The sequence below is a fragment of the Streptomyces sp. NBC_00377 genome, from assembly GCF_036075115.1.
Classification (GTDB): domain Bacteria; phylum Actinomycetota; class Actinomycetes; order Streptomycetales; family Streptomycetaceae; genus Streptomyces.
In genome coordinates this window covers 4,903,847-4,919,812 of the sequence record NZ_CP107958.1, presented here as the reverse complement: position 1 = coordinate 4,919,812, position 15,966 = coordinate 4,903,847, and the positions used below count along the sequence as shown (strand labels likewise).

The window sequence follows — 15,966 nt, the reverse complement described above, 5'->3', positions numbered from 1 at the left end:
CTGCCGGGGACGGGGTATCAACATATCTGGCGTTGATTTTTGGCACGCTGTTGAGTTCTCAAGGAACGGACGCTTCCTTTGTACTCACCCGATACTCTCGGGCTTTCCTCCGGGCGCTTCCCTTCGGTCTTGCGTTTCCGACTCTATCAGATCTTTTCTCGACCCGATTTCCTCGGTGCTTTCCAGGTTCTCGCTTTCGCGTTTCCCTTTCCGGCGGTTCCGACTCTATCAGATCCTTTCGGCGCTGATTCCCAGTCGGAGTGGGCTTGTCTTCCCGGCTGTTGGGCCGTTCCGACGTCTCAAACCTTAGCGGATCCGCCCGGCAGTTCCTAATCGAGCTACCGGCCCCAATCGAATTGAATTCGAGCACGCCGAATTCGACCCCGTCGGGAGATCATGCTGGTGGTTTGTGTGCCGCTACTGCGGCGGAGGTGCTGTCGAAGAACCGTTACGGCTCCCCGGCAACCCGAAGAACTCTACGGCTTCCGGACGGGCAGTGTCAACCACCCCTGTCAAGATCTTTTCGTTCGGGTGGCTGCGTCAGCTCAGTCGAGATCGGTGAGCCGACCGCCGGCGTCCGGCTGCGCATGCTCCACCCGGCGCAGGAGCCTGGTCAGGACCTCGCCCAGGACCGTCCGCTCGTCCCCGGAGAGGTCCTGGAGCAGATCCTCCTCGAAGACGGTCGCCATGTGCATCGCCTCCAGCCACTTCTCGCGACCCTCGGGCGTCAGCTCGACGATCACGCGCACGCGGTTGGACTCGTCCCTCTCACGGGTCACCAGTCCCTCGCCGACCATGCGGTCGATGCGGTGGGTCATCGCGGCCGGCGTCAGGCCGAGGCGCTTGGCCAGATCACTGGGCCCGAGACGATAGGGGACGCCGGAGAGGACGAGGGCTTTGAGGACCTCCCACTCGGCGTTACTGATGCCGAGGTCCGCGGTCTGACGGCCGTAGGCGACGTTCATCCGGCGGTTGAGGCGGGACAGCGCCGAGACGATCTTCTCGACCTGGGGATCGAGGTCCCGGAACTCGCGCTGATAGGCCGCGATCTGCTCGTCGAGGGTCGGCTCGCCGCCGATGCCGGTGCCGACCGTGCCGGGGGTGTCGCCCATGGGCCAAGTATCGCACGTAGCTCGTTCGCGTTGAAGTTCTTCGAGGTGTACAGTTTAGCTTCTAACTTTAGCTTCGAAGTCTTCGGCACTAAGTACTGAGGCAGCGGAAGTACTGACGCTGTCCCGGACGCCGCGCCGACGACGACTACCTGAGAGAGGTGAACGTGACCAGGGCGAGGGGCGCAGCGATGCGCCGGATCCACGTGGGCAACGCACTCAGCGCGTTCGGGCTCGGCTTCACCGTCCCCTACCTGTACGTCTATGTGGCGCAGGTGCGAGGACTGGGTGCCATGACGGCGGGGCTCGTCCTCGCCGTCTTCGCCGTGGCCGCGCTGATCGTGCTGCCGTTCGCCGGCCGGGCGATCGTGCGGCGCGGTCCACTGCCGGTCCTGCTCGCCGCCCTGGTCACCGCCGCGGTGGGTGCGATGGGCCTGGGGCTCGCCGGGAGCTCCACCGCCGTCCTGTCCGCTGCGGCCGCGCTCGGAGCCGGGCAGGCCGTGATGCAGCCGGCGCTCGCGACGATGATCGTGGACTGTTCGACCACCGAGACCCGGTCGCGGGCGTTCGCGACGCAGTTCTTCCTTCAGAACCTCGGGCTCGGGGTGGGCGGGCTGATCGGCGGGCATCTCGTCGACACCACGCGCGTGTCCTCGTTCACGCTGCTGTTCGCCATCGAGGCGGCGATGTTCCTGCTGCTGGCCGCGGTGATGGCGACCGTGCGCCTGCCGCACGCTCCGAAGGTCGAGGACGCCCCGCAGTCCGCCAGGGGCAGCTGGAAGCAGTTGCTCGGCAACCGGGCCATGGTGCAGCTGTGCGTGCTGGGCTTCGTGCTGTTCTTCGCCTGCTACGGACAGTTCGAGTCAGGGCTGGCCGCGTACGGGGTGGAGGCTGCCGGCATCTCTACGTCCGCGCTGGGGTCCGCGCTCGCCGCCAACACCGCGATGATCGTGGTCGCTCAGTTCGCCGTGCTGAAGTTCGTCGAGCGGCAGAAGCGGTCCCGGGTGATCGCGGGCGTGGGTCTGATCTGGGCCGTCGCGTGGGTCGTCGCCGGGTACGCCGGGTTGGGCCACGGCAGTCGGGAGATGGCGACGGCCGCGTTCGTGTCGACGTACGCGCTGTTCGGGCTGGGTGAGGCGATGCTGGCGCCGACGGTCGCGCCGCTGGTGGCCGACCTGGCGCCGACCGGTCTGGCCGGGCAGTACAACTCGGCGTTCGCCCTGGTGAAGCAGCTCGCTCTGGCCGTCGGGCCGGCGGTGGGCGGGCCGATGGGGGCCTCGCTGCACGCGCCGTACATCGTGACGTTCCTGCTGTTCTCGCTGGGGATCACCTATCTGGCGCTGCGGCTGGGGGGGGCAGCTGACCGCCGTCCAGGATCAGCCGTACCTGGTGCGCAAGCGGGTGGTCGCGCGAGGCGGCGCGGTGGCGGAGCCGGTGGCCGCCGAGGCGTGAGGCGGGTGCGGGAGGCGGTCGTCGTCCGGGAGGACGGCGGCCGCCTTTCGTGTCGGCTGACGGCTGGGCCTCCGCCGGAGTGCCCTTCCCTGCACTCCGGTGGTCGGCCCGGTCGTCGGTCTCGTCGTCAGTCCGCGGGCTTCGGCAGGACGAACTCGCACCACACGGCCTTGCCGCCCCCCGGGGTGCGGCGGCTGCCCCAGTGGGAGGCGATCGTGGCGACGATGGCGATGCCCCGCCCGGACTCGTCGCCCGGCTCGGCGCGGCGGCGGCGCGGAAGGTGGTCGTCGCCGTCGGTGACCTCGATGATCAGGCGGCGGTCGGTGCGGCGCAGACGCAGCCGCATGGGCGGAATGCCGTGCTGGAGCGAGTTGGCGACGAGTTCGCTGGCGGCGAGGACGCCCAGGTCGTGCAGGTCGGGCGGGAAGCGCCAGCTGGTGAGGACCCCGGAGGCGAAGGCACGCGCGCGGGGGGCCGCCTCCACGCCCCCGAGCAGCTCCAGGGCGGCGTTGCGGAACAGTTCGCCGTCGGGGCCGGTGCGGGCCGGGTGCTGGAGGACGAGGACGGCGACGTCGTCGTCGTGGTCGGCGGTGACACCGGCCGAACGGACCAGGCGGTCGCAGACGACCTGGGGGGTGCCGGTGGCGCCGGACAGGGCGCGCTCCAGGGACGCGATGCCTTCGTCGAGGTCTTCGTCCCTGCGCTCCACCAGGCCGTCCGTGTAGAGGACGGCCGTCGAGCCGGGGCCGAGGGGGATCGAGCCGGAGGCGTGCATCCAGCCGCCGGTGCCCAGGGGCGGGCCGGTGGGTTCGTCGGCGCGCAGGACCGTGCCGCTGTCGTCGCGGACCAGGATGGGCAGGTGGCCCGCGGAGGCGTACACCAGTCGGCCCTCGTTGGGGTCGTGGATGGCGTACACGCACGTGGCGATCTGGTTGGCGTCGATCTCGGCGGCGAGGCCGTCGAGGAGCTGGAGGATCTCGTGCGGCGGCAGGTCGAGGCGGGCGTACGCCCGGACCGCGGTGCGGAGCTGGCCCATGACGGCCGCCGCGCGGACGCCCCGCCCCATGACGTCGCCGATGACGAGGGCGGTGCGGCCGCCGCCGAGGGTGATGACGTCGTACCAGTCGCCGCCGACGGCCGCCTCGGTGCCGCCGGGCTGGTAGGTGGCGGCGATGCGCAGGTCGTCGGGCTCCTCCAGCTCCTGGGGGAGGAGGGAGCGCTGGAGGGTGACGGCGGTCTCGCGCTGGCGGCGCTCACTGGTTCTGAGGCGTTCGGCGGCCTCGGCGTGGTCGGTGACGTCGGTGGCGAAGATCAGGACGGCGCCCTTGCCGTTGTCCTCGGCGGCCGGGGTGCAGGTGAAGGTGTAGGAGCGGCCGTCGGGGGCCTTGCGGGACTTCAGGGTGCGGGGCTTGCCGCTGCGCAGCGCCTGGTCGAGGAGGGGCATGAGGCCGAGGTCGCGGAGTTCGGGGAGGGCCTCGGCGGCCGGTTCGCCGCAGGCGCGTACGCCGAAGGCCGCCGCGTAGGCGTCGTTGACGTAGGCGAGGCGGTGGTCGGGGCCGTGGACGAGGGCGACGAGGGCCGGGACGCGGTCGAGGACCTCACGGACCGGGAGTTCGTCGACGGCGGGGACCGGGGACGGTTCGTCGGTGAGTCGTTCGGCGCGGGCCGCGGGTACGGAGCCTTCGCTCCGCCGGTCCGTGGTGGTGACCGGGTGCTCGGCTCGCGCGGCGGCGCGGCGCTGCGTTCCGGGGAGCCGGGCGCTCCAGCGCGTGAAGTTCACGAATCCTTGCCTCGTGTAGTCGTCGGCGGCCGGCTCCGGGCCCTGCCTGGGCTCCGGGGGCCGCGCGGCGGTGACCGCACATTGTTACAGCACCCGGGATGTGGAGCACGGGGAGCAGCCTCTTGGGTCGGGGGCGGGTGGTGGCCCGCCGGGAAGGGCTCGGGAGGGGCTGGGGCAGGGAGCAGTCTGGCAGTGTGGCCGCCGTCCGGGCCGACATTCGTCAGACGTGGGGGCGGCCGGGGGAGTTCCTCGATCGGGTCAGGACGACCCCTTCGGATCGCCGGAAGACTCGTCAGAAGGCTTTCCACCGGCAGCGAGTTCGAACTCCGCGCGGGGATGTTCGAGGGATCCCAGAGAAACGATCTCCCGTTTGAAGAGCCCGGAGAGGGTCCATTCGGCGAACACGCGCGCCTTGCGGTTGAAGGTGGGCACGCGGCTGAGGTGGTAGGCGCGGTGCATGAACCAGGCGGGGTAGCCCTTGAGCTTGCGCCCGTAGACGTGGGCGACGCCCTGGTGGAGGCCGAGGGACGCGACCGAGCCGACGTACTTGTGCGCGTACGTCTGGAGGGGTTCGCCGCGCAGGGAGCGCGCGATGTTGTCGGCGAGGACCTTGGCCTGGCGGACGGCGTGCTGGGCGTTCGGGGCGGTCTCCCTGCCGGGTTCGCCGGCCGTCACGTCGGGCACGGCGGCGGCGTCTCCGGCCGCCCACGCGTGCGTGACGCCGTCGATGGTCAGCTGGGGGGTGCACTTCAGCCGGCCTCGGCCGTTCAGCGGGAGGTCGGTGGCGGCGAGCAACGGGTGCGGTTTCACACCGGCGGTCCACACGACCGTACGGGTGGGGAAGCGGGCGCCGTCGCTGAGGACGGCGATCCGGTCGGCGCAGGACTCCAGGCGGGTGTCGAGGCGTACGTCGATGTTGCGGCGGCGCAGCTCACTGACGGTGTAGCGGCCCATGTCGGCGCCGACCTCCGGCAGGATCCGGTCGAAGGCCTCGACCAGGATCCACTTCATGTCCTCGGGCTTCACGTTGTGGTAGTAGCGCGTGGTGTAGCGGGCCATGTCCTCCAGCTCGCCGAGCGCTTCCACGCCCGCGAAGCCGCCGCCGACGAAGACGAAGGTGAGGGCCGCGTCGCGGATCGCGGGGTCGCGGGTGGAGGAGGCGATGTCCATCTGTTCGATGACGTGGTTGCGCAGTCCGATGGCCTCCTCGACGGTTTTGAAGCCGATGGCGTGGTCGGCCAGGCCCGGGATGGGGAGCGTGCGGGAGACGGAGCCGGGCGCGAGGACCAGTTCGTCGTACGTCAGCTGCTGGGGGCCGGTGCCCTCTTCGTCGGTGGCGAGGGTGGTGAGGGTGGCGGTGCGCTTGGCGTGATCGATCGCGGTGACCTCGCCGACCACGACCCGGCAGTGCGGCAGGACGCGGCGCAGCGGCACGACGACGTGCCGGGGGGAGATGGAGCCCGCGGCCGCCTCGGGGAGGAAGGGCTGATAGGTCATGTACGGGTCGGGTGTGACGACCGTGATCTCGGCCGCGCCCCGGCCGAGTTCCTGTTTCAGCTTCCGCTGGAGCCGCAGGGCCGTGTACATCCCGACGTAGCCGCCGCCGACAACGAGAATGCGCGCACGTTCCTTCACCATCCCATGACGCACCGGGCGCCGGAGTTTGTCCACAGCCCCGGCAATTTGTGTGACCGCGAGTCGGGCGGGCGCAGGGTTGGCCGAAACACCGGCGTATACGGCAGAAGTGCAGGTCAGGGGTGGTGCGCCGGGGTGTGCGATGGGGCGCAATCGGGACGTATACGGCCCGTACTCCGATCGGGGGGCGCTCCGTGCGGAACCTGCCCCTTCTGAATTGACTCCCTCTCAACTATGTTCGTGTGTCGACGGGGTGTCAGGGGGAGTGCTCTGCGGGTCTGCGACGGGCGGACCCGGGATGCCGTCCCCTGTGTTCCACGCCCCCGACTTTCGATGGCGGGGAGAGTCTCCGGGGGGAGACGTCATTACCGGGGGATCATTCATGCACACTCAGAACTCGCATTGGTCGTCCACGTCCGCGCTGCCACCCGGCGGCGCGGTCGGTGCGGCGGTGGGCAACGGACGGGGAGAGGGCGCGCGGACAGCGCCGCTCCGCGTGGACGCACAGCGCAATCTGGAACACGTACTGCGGGCCGCGCGCGAAGTGTTCGGTGAGCTGGGTTACGGCGCACCGATGGAGGACGTGGCACGGCGGGCGCGGGTCGGTGTCGGCACGGTGTACCGGCGCTTCCCCAGCAAGGACGTCCTGGTACGGCGGATAGCCGAGGAGGAGACGTCCCGGCTGACCGATCAGGCACGGGCTGCGCTCGGCCAGGAGGACGAGCCGTGGTCGGCGCTGTCGCGCTTCCTGCGGACGTCCGTGTCGTCAGGCGCCGGGCGGCTGCTGCCGCCGCAGGTGCTGCGGGTCGGGGTCTCGGAGGACGAAGCCGGGGGCGCGCCCGCGGACGAGGTCCGGGTGCCGCAGCAGCGGACCCAGCCCGGTGGCGGTGAGCTGCGGCTCGTCGCGGGCGACGGGACGACGGCCACGGTCGACGACGCCGGGGCGGCGGCGCTGCTCGAGGTCGTGGGCAGGCTCGTGGAGCGGGCGCGCGAGGCGGGTGAGCTGCGCACCGACGTGTCGGTGTCGGACGTGCTGCTGGTCATCGCGACGGCCGCGCCCTCGCTGCCGGATCCGGCGCAGCAGGCGGCGGCCTCGGCGCGGCTGCTGGACATCCTGCTGGAGGGCTTGCGGTCGCGGCCCTCTTCCTGAGGGCCGGGCCGTCCCCGCCGGTGGTGCGGGTGGCTCGAACGGGTGACTGTGGGGTGGGGGCGCCGTGTGCACCCCCACCCCCATCCGTGTCGCCGGGCCTTCGGGGGTCCCGGCGACGGCGCCCAACTACTGTCCATGTCACGGCGGTTGAGCCTCCCGCGTACGGGTGGCTCCTGGTCCGGGATTGCGGCCTGCGCCCTTGGACGAGTGGATGGCTCGTCGCGCGGGGTCCCGGCCGGAGGCCGATATGGCACTCTGACCCGGTGGTCAGGACTGGTGGGGCAGGCGGCGGGAGCTTTCCGCGATGAGTGTCGACGGCGGGGACGGGTCACTCGGTCCGGACGGTGACGCGGAGGCCGACGGCCCCGCCGCACCGCAGGTGCCGCGCCAGGGTGGACGCGGGCACGGTCTGACGGGTGGTCTGCCCGGCAGCCCCCTGGGCGATCCGACGGTGCGTCCGCCGGTCGACCGGACGGACCCGGCCGACAGCAGTGTCCCCGCTCAGCGTGAGCGGCGCGGGGAGGGCGCCCTGCCGCCTTCGCGGGACGTCCCGACGGCGGACACCGACCTGATCGGCCGGATGCGTTCGGGTGACGACACGGCGTACGAGGAGCTGTACCGGCGTCATGCCGACGCCGTGCGCCGTTACGCCCGCACCTGCTGCCGGGACGCGCACACCGCCGACGACCTGACCGCCGAGGTCTTCGCCCGCATGCTCCAGGCGGTGCGCGGCGGCTCCGGGCCCGAGCACGCCGTCCGCGCCTACCTCCTCACCTGCGTCCGGCGGGTGGCCGCCGGCTGGACGCGGTCGGCGAAGCGCGAACAGCTCGTCGACGACTTCGCGGTGTTCGCCGCGCAGTCCGCCCGCTCCAGCGAGGCCGCCGACGACACCGCGCCCGTGGGCTCCTTCGGGTCGGGCCCCGGCGCCGACGTGCGCGCCATGCACGAGGCCGAACAGTCCATGGCCATGCAGGCCTTCCGCTCACTGCCCGAACGCTGGCAGGCGGTGCTGTGGCACACCGAGGTCGAGGAGGAGTCCCCGAGCGAGGTCGCCATGCTCTTCGGCCTCGACGCCAACGGCACGCGCGTGCTCGCCAGCCGCGCCCGTGAGGGTCTCAAGCAGGCGTATCTCCAGGCCCATGTCAGCGCCGCCCTCACCCATGACGAGGAGTGCGCCCGCTACGCCGACCAGCTGGGCGGCTACGCCCGCCGCAGGCTGCGCACCCGCGCCGAGCGAGGGCTGCGCAAGCATCTGGACGAGTGCGCCAAATGCCGGCTGGCCGCCGTGCAGATCGAGGAGGTCGCCAGCAGCATCCCCGCCGTCGTACCGGTCGCCGTCATCGGCTGGTTCGGCGCCGCCGGGTACGCCAAGGCGGTCGCGCTCATCGCCGGTGGCGCAGGAGCCGGTGCGGCGGGCGCGGCCGCCGTCGCGGGCGGTTCCTCGGGAGGGGCGGGCGCCGGGAGCGGCGCGTTGGCCTCGGAGGGGCTGGCCGCCCCCGTGAAGGCCGGGATCGCGGCCGGTGTGGTCGCTGTGGCGGCCGCGGCGGTGGCCCTCGCCCTTGTCGGCAACGACGCCCCCGCCGGGCGTCCCGAGGCCGGACCCCCGGCGTCCGCGCCGGCGCCGGTCGCGCGGCCCGAGGAGCCGACGCCCACCGCGACCCCGCCGAAGGGGCGCGCGCCGGAATCACCGGAATCGCCGATGCTCATCCCGGCGGCCGCCGCCCCCACGCCGGCCCCGGCCCGGACCCCGGGGCCGACGCCCACGCCGACGCCGACACCGGCCTCCACGCTCAGCCCGGCACCCGCCCCGAAGGCGACGCCCACGCCCACCCCGACGCCCACGCCCACGCCCCCGCCTCCACCCGCGCCCACGGTGTTTCCGCTCAGCGGGCTGCCCTTCGACCTCGACGGCGACGGGAGCGGACCGGAGATCAGGCTGCGCGGGAGCAGTTGGGTGTGGCAGCGGTACGGGCTGTCCATCGCGGACCGGCGCTACGAACGCGGGGTCACGGTGCACGGCAATTCCTCCGTCACCGTGGAGCTCAACCGGGCGTGCACCTCCTACGACGCGCTCGTCGGCGTCGACGACCTGATGACGAAGCTGGGCAAGGTCTCCTTCGCCGTCTACGCCGACGGAAGCCGGCTCTGGTGGTCCGGGGTGATCGAGGGCGGCGAAGCGGCCGTCCCCGTACACGTGGATCTCACCGGCCGCACCACCGTGCGTCTGGTCGTCGAGCCGCGCAACGGCCTCGACTCGGTGGTGCTCGCGGACTGGGCGGATTCCGGGTTCACCTGTTCGTAGGCGTCCGGTCGGTCGCGACCGTCCGGTCGGTCGCGACCGGCGGTCCCGCCGGGTGGTCGCGCACGCCTTCCGTGAGCTCACGCAGAGCGTCGGTCAGCGCCAGAGGGGCGCCTCTGAGCCGCTCGGCCGCATAGCCCTCGGCACCGAGGGCGTCGCGGGCCGCGGCCTCGGCCCGCTCGGCCCCGGCACGCTGCGGACTGGGACGCGGGTGAGGGCCCCGCAGACCGTCGGAGGCCGCGAGCAGCCGCGCCGCGCGTGCGAAGTCGCCGAGCCTGACCAGCAGTTCCGCCGCGCCGTCCAGGATCGACGAGGTGACCGCCTCGGCGCACTGGTCGGCCACCGCCTGGCGCAGCGTGTCGGCGAACATCCGCAGGCCGAGCTCCGGGCCGGACTCGACGGCGGTCAGGCCCGCGTCGAGGGTGTTCAGTGCCGCCGTGAACTGGGGCGGCGGGGTCCCCGCGCCGGCCGCCGCGCGGGTCAGATCGCAGAACACGCGCGCGTGGGCCACGTCCTCCTCCTGAAGCGCGATGTGGCCGCGCAGCAGGAGGACGAACGCCCGGACGTCCGGCACGCCGTAGCGGTCGGCGGCGCTGTCCGCCTCGTCCAGCGCGGCCATGGCGCCGTCGACGTCACCCGAGCGGTAGGCGATCTCCGCCAGCCGGGCGATGAGGAACGGCGACTCGGCGAACGCCCCGACCTCGTAGGCGAGGCGCAGCGCCTCGCGGTACTCCCGCTCCGCCTGCGCGAAGCGGCTGCGCGCCATCTCGGCCTCGCCCACCGCGCCGCACACCTGGGCCCGCATCCAGCGGTCGCCGACGCGCCGGCTGAGCACCCGCAGTTCCGCCAGGTCGTCGTCCACGCCGTGCAGTCCGCCCGGTGAGTCGACGACCATGTGGGTGCGGAACATCAGGGCGCAGCCGAGCTCCCAGTCGCCGCCGTGGACACGGCAGTTGGCCACGGCCGAGTCCAGGACCCCCCGGACGTCCACCATGTCCCGCATCTGGAAGGCCGTCAGCGGCCAGAGCAGACCGGGCATCCGCGCCGCCCGCGGGCCGCCCGGTTCGTAGTCGGCGCGCAGCCGGGCGAGGTACTCCTGGTAGCGCGGGTTCGCCGCGATGTCCGTCGGATCGGACTCCGACAACAGGAACAGGTGCAGCATCCGCAGGTTCATCCGCTGCGTGTGCCTGGGGTGCGCCTCCTCCCTCGCGACGGGCGTCCTGACGAAGGCTTCGACGGGGTCGAGGGCGGCCATACGCTCGGCGAGGTCGGCGGGGACGGTGCGGGCCCCGGGGTCGACGGGGTCAGCCGGAACGGTGAGACCGGCAGGGTCGGGGTAAGGGGTGGTGGCCGTGGGGGCAGTGGTGGCCGTGGTGTCGCCAGGGACCAGGGGGCCGGCAGGGTCGGTGGGGCTGGTCGGGTCTGCCGGATCCGCATCCGGCGCAGGCCCCCGGAGGGTGTCCAGGACGGAGCCCAGGCGCAGGGTCCGGTCGGTCCAGTCGGCGCCCTCGTGGCGGTAGTTGCGCAGCCACCAGAACCAGCCCGCGGCGAGGCAGAGGGCGGCGGCCTCCTCCTCGTCGCCCGCCATGAGCGCGCGCTGGAGCCCCACGCGGATGTTGTCCAGCTCGGTCTCGAGCCGGGAGATCCAGGGGAGTTGATCGGCGGAGCGCAGCAGTGGGTCGGCCCGCTCGACGAGCGCGCGCACCCACGCGCGGTGCCGCTCACGGGCCGCCGCGCGGCAGCGGGGAGACTCGGCGGCGCGCTCGGCGGCGTACTCGTGGATGGTCTCCAGCATGCGGTAGCGCATGTCGCTCCCGTCGCTGCGCTCGCACGGCGCCGCCACGACCAGGGACTTGTCGACGAGCGCGCCGACGAGGTCCGCGACCGGGCCGGTGCACACGGCTTCCGCCGCCTCCAGGTCCCAGCCGCCCGCGAACACCGAGAGCTCCCGAAGCAGCGTGCGCTCCGGTTCGTCGAGCAGGTCCCAGGACCAGTCGACGACGGCCCGCAGGGTCTGCTGGCGGGGCAGGACCGTACGGCTGCCCGAGGTGAGGAGGCGGAACCGGTCGTCGAGACGGTCGGCGATCTGGCGCGGGGTGAGCAAGCGGAGCCGGGCGGCGGCCAGTTCGATGGCGAGCGGCAGCCCGTCCAGGCGTCGGCAGATCTCGGCGATCGCCTCCTCGTCCCACAGAAAGGCGGCCGCGTCGGGGCGGGCGGCGGCCGCACGCTCGGTGAAGAGGCGGTGCGCCTGCTCGGGCAGGAGGGGCTCGACCGGGCGGACCGACTCGCCGGGGACGCCCAGGGGTTCGCGGCTGGTGGCGAGGATCGTGAGCCCGGGGCAGCGGGTGAGGAGGGTCTCGGCGAGGGCGGCGGCCGCGTCGATGACATGTTCGCAGTTGTCAAGGATCAGGAGCTGGCTGCGCGGGGCGCAGTACTCGACGAGCAGGGCGACCGGGTCGTCCTGCGAGGGGGCCGGCTCGGTGGTCATCAGGACGGTCTCGCGCAGACCGAGGGCACTCACCACCGCGCCCGGCACCGCCTCCGGCCGGTCGAGCGGCGCCAGCTCGACCAGCCACGCCTGCGGGAGCCCGGCGGCGGCTTCCTCGGCGAGGCGGGTCTTCCCGGAGCCGCCCGGTCCGGTGAGCGTGACCAGACGAGCCTTGTGCAATACGGAACGGATGGCGCCGAGTTCCGGTTCCCGGCCCACGAAGGAGGTAAGCCGCGGACGGAGGTTGCCGGTCCGCTCGGGGAGCCGGAACGGCAGGCGGGGCGCCGGGGGGCCAACCGGTTCGGGGCCTGGAGCCGATGCGGAGCCGTGGGGCGAGGCGGAGCCGAAGACCGACGCGGGGCCGTGCGCCGGGGCCGAGTTCTGGGCCGGGGCCGAGTTCTGGGCCGAAGTGAAGTTCCGCGGGGGTGTGAAGTCCCGCGTGGGTGTGAAGTCCCGCGTCGGTTCCGTGCCGTTCAGGAGTTCGGTGTGCAGGGCGCGCAGGTGCGGGCCCGGGTCGGTACCGAGGCCGTCGGCGAGGGTGCGGCGGGCGGTCTCGTACGCGGCGAGGGCGTCGGCGGCGCGGCCGGAGTCGCGCAGGGCGCGGATGAGGAGGGCGTGCAGCGGCTCGTCGTAGGGGTGCGCCGCGGTCAGTTCCGTCAGCCGCGGTACGGCGTCGCGGGCACGGCCGAGGAGGAGGTCCGCCTCGGCGCGGGCCCGGGTGGCCTCCAGCCGGAGTGCCTCGGGGCGGGCGGCGGCGGTGCGGTCGGGGAGGTCGGCGAGGGCCGGGCCGCGCCAGAGGACGAGGGCGTCGTCGAGGGCGCGGGCGGCGGCGGGGGCGTCGCTCCGCTCCAGCGCCTCGGTGCCCTGGCGTACGAGGCGTTCGAAGACGAAGAGGTCGACGTCGTCCTCGGTCGCGGCGAGGCGGTAGCCGCCCGGGGCGGAGGTGACGCTCTCCTTGCCGACGGCTCGGCGGAGACGGCCGATCAGGGCCTGAAGCGCGGCGGGGGCGTCCTGGGGCGGTGCCTCGGGCCAGACCTCGTCGATGAGGGTTTCCGGGGCGGTGAGGCGGCCCGGGCGCAGGGCCAGGGCCGTCAGGAGGGCCCGCAGACGAGCACCGGGTACGGGTACGGCGGTGCCCCGGTCGTCCGCTGTCTGGGTGACGCCCAGGATTCTGTACCGCACCGGTTCATTGTCCCCGGTGGTGAGGCGTGGGGCTCGGGATTTGCGGGCGGTGGGGTTTCTCACCCCCCGGAGGAAACGGCCCGTCTCTGGGGCGCGATGCCCGCCGGTACCGCACGTGCGCGTGCGGGTGTGCCGGTCCAGCAGGTGCCCCGGCGGGACAGGAGGCGCCGGAGCCAGAGTTCCAGGGAGATCAGGTCGGCCAGGCCGTCCAGGGGAAGGGGCTCGCCCGCCGCGGCGGCCCGGAGGGCCTTGCGGACCACTCTCGCCTCGACCAGGCCGGCTTCAGCGAGGAGGGGCGCCTCGAAGAGGGTGAGGAGGGGGTCCATGGCCATCCGCAGACCCGCGCGGGCCGCCGCGGTGGCGGACGCCTGGGAGGGGGCGCCCCAGCCGGCCGGAAGGTCGGTGACACCGGCGCTCTTGAGGACGGTGCGCAGGATCGCGGCGCGGGCCCCCGGCTGCACGCGCAGGGTCTCGGGCAGCGCGCGGCACGCGCGGACGACCTGGTTGTCGAGGAACGGCGCGTGCAGTCGCTGGGAGCGGATCTCGGCCGCCTGTTCCAGGACGCGCAGGTCCATGGCGTGCCGGGTGAGGGCCGCACGCGCGCGGTAGTCGCCCGGACGCTGGCCGGGACCCACGCCGGTGCGGTGTGCGGCTCCCTGGAGGCGAACCGATACTTCAGCCAGTGCCTCGCCCGTCAGCCACTGTGCGGCCGGGCCGGCTCCGCCCCAGGTGAGGGCCGCCAGGGAGGCCCCCACGGCGCCGGCGGGGTCGTCGAAGCTGAAACTGCGGTGCAGGAGGCGCTCGGCCAGGCCCTCCACGCCCGCGCGGTACGGCGTCCGGGCCAGGCGGCGGGCAGCGCCGTACACGCGCGCGGGGACGAGCACCGAGCCGTCGGCCTTGGTCAGCGCCGCCACCGGGCGGACGAGATGACGGCGTTTGCGGTCCATCAGCAGGTCCGCGAGCCGGGCCGGGTGGGCGTCCAGCACCTGGCGGGCGCCGTAGCCCGTGAAGTGGTCCGCGCTGCCCGCCGCGAGACGCGCCCGGTGGCGGGCGGCCGTGACCAGGCTGGGGCCGGGTTCGTCGGTCAGCGGGCCGTCCAGGTCGGCGTAGGGCAGTGTCTCCTCGCTGCCGGCCACCACGACGTGGTGCAGGCGCGGGTTGGCCGCGAGGGCGCCGGCCCGTTCCAGCTCGGCCTCGCGGCCGCCGACCGCCAGGTCGTTGAAGGTGACGGCCAGCAGCCGCTCCCCCGCGCCCGTGCCGTGGCCCAGCAGGGTGCCCGGCATGCCGGGCAGGCCGGCCGCGAGGAGGGCGAGGGTGCCGGAGGCCGGTCCGCCGGAGAGGTCGGCGCCGATGCCCGGAACGGGCATCCCGCGCGCGGCCCGCCGTTCCGCCGGTCCCATGCCGGGCACGGGGCCGGGGTCGATATCCGGGACGTGCCGGGGCGCGGACAGACGCGCGCGTACCGCCTCGACGAGCGCGTCGCGTACGGCGCCGACCGCGCTGTCCGGGTCGGCCGGGGGCGCCGCCACGGCGAGCGAGGCGACCGGCTCGTACCCGGCGACCTCACGCGCCCCGGCGCGGAGGATCAGCGCATGCCCCGGCGGAATGCGACGCACGCCGTCGTAAGGGGTGGAGTCGTGCAGGGCTGCCGGTACGTCGGGGGCGGCGAGGAGCGCCGCCAGGTGGCCGAAGTCGAGGTTGGCCTCGATGAGGTCGGCCAGGGGCAGCGCGGCCGTCGCGTACGCCGTGCCACCGGCCCAGGGGGTGTGGAACACCGGGCGCGCGCCCGCCAGATCGCCGCACACGGTGATGCGCCGGCCGACCTGGACGATCGCCGTGTAGCTGCCCGGCCAGGCCGTCAGGTGGCGAAGTGCGCCTCCGCGCGCGGCGAACAGGCCGACGCGCAGCTGTTCGTCGGTCGCGCCGCAGGTGCCGAGGACCGCGACCCGGGTCTGGGCGTCCGCCTTCACGATCCGCACCTCGTCGGGGCGCCAGTCGCCGACCGCCCAGAGCGGATCCGGGTCGCCCCACAGGAGTTGGGAACCGACCGGGTGCAGCGTCTCGCCGTCGTGGCCGACCCGGCCCCCGTACGACCCGCCGTCGTCGGGACGGCCGTCGTAGCCGACCGGTCCGCCCAGCGCACCCGCGGTGGTACTGCTCCAACCCACCAACCACCGCATGGACGCCTCCACAGGCTGTGGACAACCGAGTGCACCGTACGAACGGTTCACCATGCTGCCACGAAGAACGCGCCGTAGAAGGAGGCGGCGCCGCTTGTGATCCGGGGACCGTGCCCGCGTCAACACGTCGGCGCCCCTGGGGCGTCCCTGCGTACCCCGGTGTCGGCGACGTGAATGCGCCCCCGGTACGCTCCCCCAAAACGCCCTGCGCGCCCTCGATTTCCATGGTGAGAGGCGTTGTCCCCCACGGCGTGCAGGGTTGATTTTCGGCCAAATCCCCGCCGCACGGCCCGCGTCGACGGCATCCGGCGCAGGCTTCGCACACGCTCCGTGCACACACGCGTGCCCTTCGGCCCTCGCGCCGGCCCGGGAGGCGGAGTACGCCCCCCGGACCGCTCCGCCGCCCGCGGGGATGAAGGCGGCGGTGTCCCCCAGCCCACTGGATCCAGTACAGCGGGCCGACCCACGCACGACCCATGGAACCGCTCCCGTCATGGCCGCAGGAGAGCGCACGGCCGGGCGCACGGCCACACGGCGGGGGCACGCCGCGACCGTCCGTACCGGCGCCCGGAGATTCGTACGGACCACAATCCCGCCAACCGGAAGAATGCCCCTTAACGCTTGGGATGCGGCGAACTACGCTGGGTTTACGAATGCCGCATGGTTATGCCAGCGCGGCAGCCGTCTGTGT

The 15,966-nt window shown here is 73.3% G+C and carries 7 protein-coding genes and 1 pseudogene; 3 read left to right on the top strand and 5 right to left on the bottom strand.

Annotation, left to right across the window (positions count from 1 at the left end; translation table 11 throughout):
* Positions 1-545 precede the first annotated feature (545 nt).
* Positions 546-1,112 carry a MarR family winged helix-turn-helix transcriptional regulator gene (locus OHS71_RS22090; RefSeq protein WP_328481091.1) on the bottom strand — a complete coding sequence of 189 codons (567 nt, stop codon included), beginning with the start codon at positions 1,110-1,112 and terminating at the stop codon, positions 546-548.
* A gap of 188 nt (positions 1,113-1,300) precedes the next feature.
* On the opposite strand from OHS71_RS22090, the pseudogene OHS71_RS22085 reads away from it, so the two are divergent.
* Positions 1,301-2,561, top strand: a pseudogene (locus tag OHS71_RS22085) (MFS transporter).
* A gap of 127 nt (positions 2,562-2,688) precedes the next feature.
* Here the strand turns inward: OHS71_RS22085 and OHS71_RS22080 are convergent.
* Together OHS71_RS22080 and OHS71_RS22075 are read right to left on the bottom strand one after the other, a co-directional pair.
* Entirely contained in the window at positions 2,689-4,341 is a 1,653-nt protein-coding gene (locus tag OHS71_RS22080; RefSeq protein WP_328481090.1) for an ATP-binding SpoIIE family protein phosphatase, read from the bottom strand.
* A 258-nt stretch (positions 4,342-4,599) separates the two neighbouring features.
* Positions 4,600-5,979 (bottom strand): NAD(P)/FAD-dependent oxidoreductase, encoded by a 1,380-nt coding sequence (locus OHS71_RS22075; protein ID WP_328481089.1) that lies wholly within the window; start codon positions 5,977-5,979, stop codon positions 4,600-4,602.
* Between the two features lie 379 nt (positions 5,980-6,358).
* Between OHS71_RS22075 and OHS71_RS22070 the strand changes: the two genes are divergently transcribed.
* Together OHS71_RS22070 and OHS71_RS22065 are read left to right on the top strand one after the other, a co-directional pair.
* On the top strand, positions 6,359-7,126 hold the full coding sequence (locus OHS71_RS22070; RefSeq protein ID WP_328481088.1) for a TetR/AcrR family transcriptional regulator: 768 nt from the start codon (positions 6,359-6,361) through the stop codon (positions 7,124-7,126).
* A gap of 304 nt (positions 7,127-7,430) precedes the next feature.
* Positions 7,431-9,428, top strand: a complete 1,998-nt coding sequence (locus OHS71_RS22065; RefSeq protein WP_328481087.1) for a sigma-70 family RNA polymerase sigma factor — start codon at positions 7,431-7,433, stop codon at positions 9,426-9,428.
* Here the strand turns inward: OHS71_RS22065 and OHS71_RS22060 are convergent.
* Complete coding sequence (locus tag OHS71_RS22060) at positions 9,415-13,095, bottom strand: AfsR/SARP family transcriptional regulator (RefSeq protein ID WP_328481086.1); 3,681 nt, start codon at positions 13,093-13,095, stop codon at positions 9,415-9,417. The two genes, OHS71_RS22065 and OHS71_RS22060, sit on opposite strands and share 14 nt — an antisense overlap.
* A 59-nt stretch (positions 13,096-13,154) precedes the next feature.
* Positions 13,155-15,275, bottom strand: coding sequence for an asparagine synthase-related protein (locus tag OHS71_RS22055; protein ID WP_328481085.1), 2,121 nt, complete (start codon positions 15,273-15,275; stop codon positions 13,155-13,157).
* Positions 15,276-15,966: the final 691 nt, after the last annotated feature.